General features: G+C 64.0%; 8 protein-coding genes and 1 pseudogene. 4 read left to right on the forward strand and 5 right to left on the reverse strand.

All coding sequences use genetic code 11. The features are described 5' to 3' along the window. The first annotated feature begins 150 nt into the window (after positions 1 to 150). Positions 151 to 501 (forward strand): hypothetical protein, encoded by a 351-nt coding sequence (locus MKL01_RS30130; protein ID WP_243908861.1) that lies wholly within the window; start codon positions 151 to 153, stop codon positions 499 to 501. A gap of 40 nt (positions 502 to 541) precedes the next feature. Here MKL01_RS30130 and MKL01_RS30135 read toward each other — a convergent pair. Together MKL01_RS30135 and MKL01_RS30140 are read right to left on the reverse strand one after the other, a co-directional pair. Beyond that, a pseudogene (locus tag MKL01_RS30135) lies at positions 542 to 868 on the reverse strand (ISL3 family transposase); the annotation flags it as partial. Positions 869 to 1,254: 386 nt separating this feature from the next. Then, positions 1,255 to 2,268, reverse strand: coding sequence for a transporter (locus tag MKL01_RS30140; protein ID WP_243908862.1), 1,014 nt, complete (start codon positions 2,266 to 2,268; stop codon positions 1,255 to 1,257). Positions 2,269 to 3,130: 862 nt separating this feature from the next. Between MKL01_RS30140 and MKL01_RS30145 the strand changes: the two genes are divergently transcribed. Beyond that, positions 3,131 to 4,165 (forward strand): IS110 family transposase, encoded by a 1,035-nt coding sequence (locus tag MKL01_RS30145; RefSeq protein WP_243908863.1) that lies wholly within the window; start codon positions 3,131 to 3,133, stop codon positions 4,163 to 4,165. Positions 4,166 to 4,695: 530 nt separating this feature from the next. Continuing rightward, positions 4,696 to 6,213 carry an FAD-dependent monooxygenase gene (locus MKL01_RS30150; protein ID WP_243908864.1) on the forward strand — a complete coding sequence of 506 codons (1,518 nt, stop codon included), beginning with the start codon at positions 4,696 to 4,698 and terminating at the stop codon, positions 6,211 to 6,213. Between the two features lie 109 nt (positions 6,214 to 6,322). Here MKL01_RS30150 and MKL01_RS30155 read toward each other — a convergent pair whose 3' ends face one another. The 3 genes from MKL01_RS30155 to MKL01_RS30165 all read right to left on the reverse strand — a co-directional run bounded on the left by MKL01_RS30155 (position 6,323) and on the right by MKL01_RS30165 (position 7,335). Beyond that, the gene (locus MKL01_RS30155; RefSeq protein ID WP_243908865.1) at positions 6,323 to 6,556 is read right to left on the reverse strand and encodes a hypothetical protein; all 234 of its coding nucleotides are present in this window, start codon (positions 6,554 to 6,556) and stop codon (positions 6,323 to 6,325) included. A gap of 162 nt (positions 6,557 to 6,718) precedes the next feature. Further along, the gene (locus MKL01_RS30160) at positions 6,719 to 6,967 is read right to left on the reverse strand and encodes a hypothetical protein (RefSeq protein ID WP_243908866.1); all 249 of its coding nucleotides are present in this window, start codon (positions 6,965 to 6,967) and stop codon (positions 6,719 to 6,721) included. Positions 6,968 to 7,035: 68 nt separating this feature from the next. After that, on the reverse strand, positions 7,036 to 7,335 hold the full coding sequence (locus tag MKL01_RS30165; RefSeq protein ID WP_243908867.1) for an HU family DNA-binding protein: 300 nt from the start codon (positions 7,333 to 7,335) through the stop codon (positions 7,036 to 7,038). 107 nt (positions 7,336 to 7,442) lie between these two features. Here MKL01_RS30165 and MKL01_RS30170 point away from each other — a divergent pair, with 107 nt between their 5' ends. Further along, a complete protein-coding gene (locus MKL01_RS30170) occupies positions 7,443 to 7,700 on the forward strand; it encodes a hypothetical protein (RefSeq protein WP_243908868.1) in 258 nt (85 codons plus the stop codon). Positions 7,701 to 7,839: the final 139 nt, after the last annotated feature.

Below are 7,839 nucleotides of genomic sequence, written 5' to 3' on the forward strand. Positions count from 1 at the left end.
GCGGCTTGAACCACCTTCAGCGGCGAATGCTGGGCCGGCAAGGATGAGGACGGTTGCGATGGTCAGTGCAGTTCTCATCGGCGTAGCTCCCAATTGTCCGCCGGTCGGACACAGGAGCCCACCATGCGGTAACAAGGCAATAGCGCTTCCGTGAACCTGCTCCTCGTCTACGGATCACATAGGGACCTCTCCGACCTTGAGTTCTGGGCCTTTGCGGTGGCGATCCCAGCTCTGTTCCTGCCAGTGATCATCGTTTGGTGGAAAGGCCGTCCCATCGTCCCGATCGCCTTGCTCATCCTCGTATTCTGGCCCGGCGCGCTGATCCTGGCCTCAGGCTACGGCGACGGCGGCATTTGTAACCGCAGCCGTGGCGAGGTCCGAACGATAACGATCATGACAACGTTCAGACCCAGACCGGTCGAACCGATCCATCGGGATGAAAACGCTATGTCGATAAAGATACTTGTCCTTGCGGCCGCGCTGCCGTTCGCAGTCACCTGATCCGCCCCCATTGAAGTAGCTCTTCGCCGGGTTTGGTGGATCATGCTGAGAGGAGGAAGCGGCCACGCAGGAGGTCGAGCTTGGCGCAGCCGTACATGGAGCGCTCGAGCAGCTTGGGGCGGTTGACCTGCCCCTCGACTTGTCGCTGCTCCAGGGCAGGCCATGGCCGACGCGGACCGCGGCCCCGTCCTGACCAAGGCTTGCAGCGAAGCCTTCGACCACCTGCACGCCGAAGGCACTGGTGTCGGAGAGCCAGGCGTCGAAAGTGGTCATGATGCCGCGCTTGGCCGGCGCCGCAGTGGCTACGGACGATTCGACAGAACCGCCGGCCGAGGCCGACGACCTTGGCAGCCTCATCATCCAGTAGCCTGTTGTATGCGTGTCATCGGGCATGCCGATGCGTCAGTGCTCCGACCCTGACTGCGTCCGCCGGTCTAGCGTTGTGTCCAATCAGCCCGCTTTGAAGGCTCTGAACGTTCCTTCGGGCGCTTATCAAAACGAAGCACCTCAATCCACGTCCAGTTCTTACCGCGCAAATTCGGGATACCTCGGGCATTGAGGGCACTTGCGATTTCAGCCGGATCTGAAATACCAGCTAGTCGAATCTCTTGCATCACAAATGAAATTCGAACGGCTCGCTCGATACGGTCTTTCTGCCGCTTATTCATGAGAAAATAGATATTGTAACTCGAACTGTAAAAGGCCCACACTGTCGCCAGTGCGGGCCCAACTTATGTAAATTTATACTTAGGCTTAGTACTTGCGGACCAACGGCGCCGGGATCGGCGAAGCGGCGGGGGCCGGCGAGTACAGCGGCACAATGAACCGGATCCAGCCGTCGGTGGAGTAGTCGCTGCGGGCGCGGCTGAACGGCGTGGCGGCGATCGTCGCGCCGGTCACCACGTCGCGGGCGACGTAGGCCTGAACGGTGAAAATCTTGAAGTCGTAGCCTACGAGACCGCCGAGGGCGAAGCGGCCGCGGTTGCCGGCCGCCGCGCTGAACTGGCTGATGTCGAAGTTGTAGGTGCCGTAGCCGACGGCGCCGATCTCGAAGTTGCCGAACTTCTTGGTCGCAGTGAGGTCGAAGTTCAGGGCGTCCGACAGGCGGATCGGCCCGATGAAGTTGCCAACCGAACCACTGAAGCGGCCGGGCGAGTCGTAAATGTTCGCGGTCAGGTTGGCAGTCAGGTTGAAGCCATCGCCGGTGTAGCTGCCGGCGATGCCGAAGCGGTAGGTGTTCGAGGAGAGCTGCGGCAGAATGGGCGTACCGACCGGGATCCGACCCGCTCCAGAGATGGGGTTGGCCGCAGTAGTGCCGTTGAACAGCGAGCCGCGGTCGCCGTCGAGGTCATTCAGGTACACGCCGCCGAGCAAGCTGACGCCGAAGTTGCTGCCGAGGTCGAAGGCCCAGATGCCGCCGACGAAGGTGCCGACGTTGATGGAGATGTCCTTGTTAGGCGTGCCCGCCGCATTGCGGGTGAAGACAAACACGGTCGGGGGAGCCACGAGCAGCTCGATGCGGCCGCCAAGCGGCACCAGCGGGGTCGAGTAGACCAAGACCGGGATGTTAACGGCTGTGTCGGCATCGTTCCGGCCGTCGGTGCGGCGGTAGGTGAAGGTATTGATCGCGTAGAGGCCTTCGGGCAGCGGCGCGCCGACGGCGAGACCGACCTGCTCACCCGGGACCGTGGTCGATTGGGCGTACGACGCCGTCGTTGTCATTCCCATCGTTAGCGCGGCAGCGCCAGCAACTAGCCAGTTCTTCATGGTTCGAGACCTGTTTTTAATTGAAGATCTCCGCTCCGCAGCTCTGACTACGCTGCTTTACGCTCAAGGCTCCCTTGAAACGTCAACAGCGAGCAGGTGCCCCCTTGCGGTTCTTCCCCTGTTCTCAGCCCCAGAAATATCCTACAGTTAGCGATTGATTGGTAGCCCGAACTGCGCAGGTTGGAAGCAACGGCTCACCGTAGTGGCAGAAATGCACCATTCTTATCGCGTTGCAAAATGCATGACCGCGGCCCAACCGGGCCTCCACAGCACACACCGCCATGGCAGTCGCGCCGTCGCTTCGAAGTTATTACCAAAACCTTACTTAGGCTGAAATTCGCTGATCTTGTAGTCTGATAGCCGGAGGAATGCCTTGGTAGCTCAGCCGCAACTAGCAGCGTTTGCACTGATAGCGTGGCAGCGCCAAGCTTGGTCGCACGGGTTTGGTTTGATGCCGAGCACTATATCCGGCCTCTAATCCGTTGCGCGCTTCACGGTCCTGACCATCTCCGCCGAAATTCAGGTGCGCTTGGCAAAATTGCGGAGCGACAGCGAATCAGCGCCCGGATTGTGCAGCACTGCTTCGACCGTCCTCAATGGCAGTCATCGGGTCGAGAGCAGACGTCACGGCCACGTCCGCTTTTCTCGTTTCCTGTAGAGAAGCAGACGAGCCGCTATCGGCCAGACTACGTCACGCCGGAGCGCCATCGGGCACAAGACCGGACGTGCGGCTTGGCGCCCTTACCGGCTGTACGATGCCAAGGGACAGCTTATCCGAAGCAGATGGGGTGGATGGTTCCCGCTCCCGGCGCTGCGGCGCCGAGATGGTGCTGTCACGCAGCAGGAGCTTGGCGCCACTACGATGGAGATTACGACCGTCGGCATCGACTTGGCCAAGAACGTCTTCCAAGTGCACGCCATCAACTGCACGGGCGAGGTTCTCGTCCGGCGCGCGCTCAGGCGAGCGCAGGTGATGCCCTTCTTCCGCAAGCTCCCGCCATGTCTGATCGGCATGGAAGATTGCGGCACGAGCCATCATTGGGCGCGCGAACTCACGGCGCTCGGTCACGAGGTGCGGCTGATGCCGCCGGCCTACGTCAAACCGTACGTAAAGCGCGGTAAGACCGATGCGGCGGACGCCGAGGCGATCTGCGAGGCTGTCACGCGCCCGACCATGCGCTTCGTGCCGATCAAATCGGTCGAGCAGCAAGCAGCCTTGTCTCTGCATCGGACGCGCGATCTCCTGGTCCGGCAGCGCACGCAGTTGGTCAACATGGTCCGCGGGCTGCTGGCCGAGTTCGGCATCGATATCCCGAAGGGTCTCACGCACGCCCTCGCCTTCGTGCGGCGTGCGATCGCCGGCGAGGCGCACGAGGTTCCGAAGCTGGCCGCCAAGGTGATCGGCGCCCTGGCCGAGCAGGCGATTGCGGTGCAGGACAGCATCCACCGGCTCGAACGCGACCTGCTGGCCTGGTACCGCTCGAACGATCTCGCCCGACGCATCGCCACCGTGCCCGGCGTCGGCTTGCTCGGCGCGACCGCGCTGGCCGCCACCGTCACCGATCCCAGTCACTTCCGCTCCGGGCGTCAGTTTGCGGCCTGGCTGGGTTTGACACCGCTCAACAACTCCAGCGGCGGCAAGGAACGGCTCGGCCGGATCTCGAAGATGGGCGACCAGTACCTGCGCCGGCTTCTCGTCACCGGCATGACCTCGCTCGTTCGGCGCAACAAGCACCATCCCAGTGCAGCCGACCCGCGCCTGAACGCGCTGCTCGCCCGCAAGCCGGTCCGCCTCGCCACGGTCGCGATGGCCAACCGCGCGGCGCGGGCGATCTGGGCCATCATGGTCCGGGGCGAGGTCTACCGGACGCCCGCACTCGGCACCGCGGCGGTCTGATGAGGAGCTTACCAATCCGCGCGGTACCGCGCGAAGGAGGTTGCGAGGACCCTGTGAAGTGATGGCGCACCGGTCAGACCGGGGACGAGGACAACCCGCTAAATGTCGAGGGCGTCGAAGCCCGCGAAGCAGAATGAGGACCTCATCCGCGGAAACCATCAAGGCCAGCGGTCGATGACCGCGCGAACAGGCCGAACACAAGACGGCACCCGACCGAACCGCCAAACCGTCACAGATCCCCTTGCAACGCGGGAGCCATCCACACAGGACATTGCTGAGATCAGGGTGCTCCAACCTGCGAAGCGTGGCTGTTGCGGCCCGTTCACCGGCGCGCTATCGTGGCGATGTCGGAAAAGGCAGACTTGGTTTGGTAAGCCCAAGTCCTTTCGGTAACGAAAGCTCTGGTCTTTGGCTCCGTGCTGCAGATCCCCACGACGAACGAAGGACGCCCTCGCGCGTCCGGCTGTTCGTCCGCGTGGGTCTCGGGTTCGGGAAACGCTCCGGTCGAACATCGACGCAGGAGCCGGACCATGCCCGCATTAACGACGCTCTACGATACGATCATTGCCGGCGCAGGTCCCGTCGGCCTGTTTCTCGCCTGCGAGTTGTCGCTGGCCGGCTGCTCCGTACTGGTCGTCGAACAGGCGCGTGATCCGTCCTCGCCGTTGAAGCGCGCCCCGTTCGGGCTGCGTGGCCTGTCGGTCCCGACTATTGAGAGCCTCGACCGACGCGGTCTGCTGGACGAGATCGAGGCCCACGCGGCCAGCCGCGCCACGCCAGGAACAGCGCATTGGATGAAGCAGTCCCGCCGTTCGGGCGGCCACTTCGCCGGCATCCAATTCTTCCATGACCGGATAGACACCGCGCGCTGGCCACATCGCCTGTCCGGCCCGGTCAGCAACCTAGCTGTGGAGATGGCAAGCATCGAAGCCGTGCTGGCCGAGCGCGCGGACGCGTTGGGCGTCGAGATCCGGCGCGGTTGGGGAGTCGAGGCCTTCGCCCAGACTGATGAGTCTATCGTCGTCCAGGCTGGCGGTCAGAAGATCCCGGGCCGCTGGCTGGTCGGCTGCGACGGCGCCCGCAGCGCGGTGCGCAAGGCGGCCGGCATCGGCTTTGCCGGCACCGAGCCTGAGTTCACAGGCTATTCCGTCCAGGCCGAGTTGGCCGACGCGGACGCGCTTCAGCCCGGTCGCCACTACACCGCGCAGGGCATGTACCTGTTCACGCCGCCCGGTACGATTGCGATGGCCGACTTCGACGGGGGTGCCTTCCATCGCTCCGCGCCGATCACGTGCGAACATGTCGAGGCAGTCATGCGCAGGATCTCGGGCGCCGATGTCACGGTGACCAAGCTCGACCTCGCCACCACCTGGACCGACCGCGCCTGTCAGGCGAGCGCGTATCGCAACGGCCGCGTGCTGCTGGCGGGCGATGCTGCGCACATCCATTCGCCGCTAGGCGGACAGGGCCTCAACCTCGGCATTGGCGACGCGATGAACCTGGGCTGGAAGTTGGCAGCCACGATCCACGGTGACGCGACGGTAGGCCTCCTCGACAGCTATGAGCGCGAACGGCATCCGGTCGGTGCCCGCGTACTCGACTGGTCGCGGGCCCAGGTCGCGCTGATGCGGCCGAGCCGAAGCTCGCGCGCGCTTGAAGCCATCATCCGCGACCTCATCGAGACGCCAGACGGCGCGACCTACTTCGCCGAGCGGGTGTGGGGCGTCTCGCTCCGCTACGATCTCGGTGGCAGCCATCCGTTGGTGGGATGCGGCGTTCCCGATTTCGTGCTGAGCGACGGGAGGAGGGTCGGCAGCCTCTTGCGCGACGGCAAATGCTTGCTCCTGGACTTCGATCCTGGCCCGTCGTTTCAGGCCCTCGCGAGTCGATGGTCCGGGAGGATTAGCTATGTCGCGGCGGACGCGCGGGATCGGCTGGGCTTGCAGGCCGTGCTCGTGCGGCCCGACGGGATCGTCGCCTGGGCAAGCGAGACCGTCCCCGATGAGGCGGCTGTCGGCCGAGCTATGACGCCATGGTTCGCCGAATGATCGAGGTCCGTAACCTGCCTCAGCGATGTTGGCTTTAAGGCCGTCTTCGCTCCGAAGCCATCGGGTTGGAAGCCACCCGAACCAGCTGAGGCAAGTACCGAAGCTTCGATCAGGCCGTGCGGATACCCCAGCCGACGAGCCGTTCGGCCTCGTTCCGCCATGCGTCCCTGGCTGCCTGCGCTTCTGCCAGTTCCGAGCGCAACGTTTCGACGCGTTCATGGAGGTGTCCCGCCTCAATCGCGGTCTCGACGAGCAAATCCTGGGCGGAGGCGAGCTGACGATGAAGCTCGGTGTTCTCAGCCGCTAAAGTCAAGATCAGTGCCACTTGGTCGGTCTCAACCATGGCAAGCATCCGGCGCACCGATTGCGCCAACCGTTGCCGCGCTCATGGCGGCAATCACAACGAGGAAGCCGGCTGTCATCATAGCGCAGGGTCCTTCGGTTCTCGTCATCGAGACCCGACCACCCTTAATAAGCCGTTAACTCTACGAGCCTGGGAAAGATCTCAGAACCCGTTGCGGATCAGGTGGATGTAGTCGTCGACCCGCCGCAGAAACGGTGCAAGATGCGGCGCGGCACGCCCGAGGCAGCTCAGATCGCGCGCTAGAGCGTCGAGCGCAGTGAGGCGATCAGCAGGTTCGGAAAAAATCTCGGCATGCTGATCGACGGCGTGTTCGGCCAGGACAATGGAACCAGGCCAATCTTTCAGCGCCAGCCTACGGATGTCGGAGAGGGTGCCAGCGAGCGGGTTCATGCGCGTTTCCAGACAGCACCCGACTCTTAGGCATCGCGGTTAAAGAGCGGTTGCTGACCAGGCAGCCTTCAGAAGCGGCTCTTCAACACCCGCGAGTTGAGCTGCACCTGCACCCCCTTGCCCGGCCGGAAGTGGACGTGCGCTCTGGCCGGGACGGCCACATGCTCGCCGGTGCGCGGGTTACGGGCGGCGCGGGCATCGTGGTCTCGGACGCTGAATGTGCCGAAGTCGCGCAGCTCCACGCGGTCGCCTTGGACTAGTGCCTTCGTGATGACGCCGAGGATCGTGCGCACGACCGCCTCGCGCTCCTGAGCCGTGAGGTGCGGGTTCTGCTCGGCGATGCGGGCGACGAGTTCGGACCGAATCATGCCCCTCGATGCCGTAGAAGAGAGGCTTCCGCAATTGGGTCTCGACTGCTGTAAAGCGTTTCGGGCATGCCTCGGTATCCGCTCACGGCTCAGTTGAGGATCGCCCGTTGAGATCAACCGGTAGGCTTTCCGAGCGTTCGTTCTCCCTCGTCCTCTGGCTCGTCGCCCTCGCTTTCGCCGGCTTCCTGCTCGGGCTGGGGTCGCTCGTGGTCGGCGACCTGCCGCAGGTCGAGAATCGCTACAACATCGACGGGTTCCTCGACCGCGGGCAGGCGGACGCGACGGCCGCCGCGCTGAAGCAAGTTCGTCGCGAGCGCGCCGACAACCAGCAACAAGCGGAGCGGACACAACTCGCTCTCGACTAACTTGCTTCAGCGCGGCGGCGGTCGCGTCCGCCTGCCCGCGGTCGAGGAACTCGTCGAGGTTGTAGCGATGCTCGACCTGCGGCAGGTCGCCGACCACGAGCGACCCCAGCCCGATCAGGAAGCCGGCGAAAGCGAGGGC

It is taken from the genome of Methylobacterium sp. J-070 (assembly GCF_022829385.1).
Lineage (GTDB): Bacteria > Pseudomonadota > Alphaproteobacteria > Rhizobiales > Beijerinckiaceae > Methylobacterium.

Coding starts and splice junctions, on each gene's coding strand:
- MKL01_RS30160 (WP_243908866.1), bottom strand. CDS start 6,967: ATGAACCCGCTCGCTGGCACCCTCTCCGACATCCGTAGGCTGGCGCTG.
- MKL01_RS30155 (WP_243908865.1), bottom strand. CDS start 6,556: ATGGTTGAGACCGACCAAGTGGCACTGATCTTGACTTTAGCGGCTGAG.
- MKL01_RS30140 (WP_243908862.1), bottom strand. CDS start 2,268: ATGAAGAACTGGCTAGTTGCTGGCGCTGCCGCGCTAACGATGGGAATG.
- MKL01_RS30165 (WP_243908867.1), bottom strand. CDS start 7,335: ATGATTCGGTCCGAACTCGTCGCCCGCATCGCCGAGCAGAACCCGCAC.
- MKL01_RS30145 (WP_243908863.1), top strand. CDS start 3,131: ATGGAGATTACGACCGTCGGCATCGACTTGGCCAAGAACGTCTTCCAA.
- MKL01_RS30150 (WP_243908864.1), top strand. CDS start 4,696: ATGCCCGCATTAACGACGCTCTACGATACGATCATTGCCGGCGCAGGT.